The organism is Dysgonomonas sp. 521 (assembly GCF_010501055.1).
In the GTDB taxonomy this organism is placed as follows: Bacteria; Bacteroidota; Bacteroidia; order Bacteroidales; family Dysgonomonadaceae; genus Dysgonomonas.
This window is the reverse complement of the sequence record NZ_QVMO01000244.1, coordinates 1-326: the sequence shown is the minus strand read 5'-3', so window position 1 is coordinate 326 and position 326 is coordinate 1. Positions and strand designations below refer to the sequence as shown.

Sequence of the window (326 nt, the reverse complement as noted above, 5' to 3'; positions counted from 1 at the left end):
ACAGCAATTATCAAAAACAAAAAAAGCGGAGGAAGTTTAGACGCAGGGCAGCAATAGAACCGGTTAACGCACATCTCAAATCAGACTTCAGAATGTATGAAAATTATCTCTGTGGAGACAGGTATGTCCAAATCAATGCTCTTCTAAGTGCAACAGCATGGAATCTCAAGAAATGGATGAAGAATCTCATTTCTTGGCTATATAATAAATCATTGTTGTCCGCTAAAAGCTGAAAGCTTGCCTATTTTAGACATATCCTCTTGTATATCAGTGTTTGTTTTTCGCATAATCAAAAGTAAGCCCCCTGTATTTCAGGGAATAGAGAA

Annotated in this window: 1 protein-coding gene; it reads left to right on the top strand. The window is 37.1% G+C overall.

Going from position 1 to position 326, the window contains the following annotated elements; all coding sequences use genetic code 11:
• Positions 1–233 (top strand): transposase (locus D0T84_RS22385; protein WP_185155786.1); only part of this gene is annotated, 233 nt, incomplete at its 5' end.
• Positions 234–326 lie beyond the last annotated feature (93 nt).